Annotated in this window: 1 protein-coding gene; it reads left to right on the forward strand. The window is 52.9% G+C overall.

Annotated features, from left to right (window positions below; translation table 11 throughout):
* Positions 1–1131 (forward strand): amino acid adenylation domain-containing protein (locus tag BTJ49_RS15225; protein WP_146742394.1); only part of this gene is annotated, 1131 nt, incomplete at both ends.

Raw genomic sequence — 1131 nt, forward strand, 5'->3', positions numbered from 1 at the left:
GGTAGGGCTGCTGGCCATCCTCAAGGCGGGTGGTGCCTATGTGCCGCTGGACCCGGCCTACCCGGTCGAACGTCTGGACTTCATCCTGGAGGATTGTGCACCGGTAATAGTGCTACTGGGGAAGGGGCTGGAGAGCCGGCTGAGTCGATGGAATGGTCTTGTGATAGCACTGGACCTAGATAGAAAGGGCGAACAGGATGCCTTTAAACACTACGAGTCGACCAACCCAGGCGTTACTGCTCAAGGGCTACGACCTGATCACTTGGCTTATGTGATCTATACCTCTGGCTCTACAGGCACGCCCAAGGGTGTATTGGTCGAGCACCGCCAAATATGCCGTTTGTTAACCACGACAGAGTCAATATTCAAATTTGACGAACGAGATGTTTGGACGCTTTTTCACTCCTTCGCGTTTGACTTTTCGGTATGGGAGCTTTGGGGTGCATTGGCGTACGGTGGCCAATTGGTGGTAGTTCCGTACTGGGTTACACGATCCCCAGAGGACTTTTACCGACTACTGGTGACCAAGCGGGTGAGTGTGCTGAATCAGACGCCGACTGCTTTTAGCCAACTCACGCAAGTGGATGCACAGTATGGGCAATCATTGTCGCTGCGTGTAGTGATCTTCGGTGGCGAAGCTTTAAAATTGCGCGAGCTCCGAGGCTGGATAGGACGCTACGGTGATGATGTACCAGCTTTGGTCAATATGTATGGAATTACCGAAACGACGGTGCATGTAACCTATCGCCGCATACGACAAGAGGATATTACAGCCAACCTAGGAAGCGTGATCGGTCGTCCCTTGGCGGATCTCACCTTGTACCTCTTAGATAATCACAAAAACTTGGTTCCCACTGGAACGGCGGGCGAGGTGTATGTGGGAGGCGGTGGGGTGACAAGAGGCTATTTAAATCAACCCGAACTGACGGAAGAGCGCTTTACCAATAATCCGTATGTACCGGGTGAGCGCCTATACCGAACAGGAGATTTGGCGCGTTATTTTCCAAACGGTGACTTAGAATACCTTGGGCGTATAGATGAGCAAGTGAAGGTTCGTGGGTTCCGTATCGAGCCCGGAGAGATCGAAGCGCGCCTGATCGAACACCCGGCAGTCCATGAGGCAACCGTCCT

Origin of the sequence: Oleiagrimonas sp. MCCC 1A03011, assembly GCF_003267965.1 — a bacterium.
In the GTDB taxonomy this organism is placed as follows: domain Bacteria; phylum Pseudomonadota; class Gammaproteobacteria; order Xanthomonadales; family Rhodanobacteraceae; genus Oleiagrimonas; species Oleiagrimonas citrea.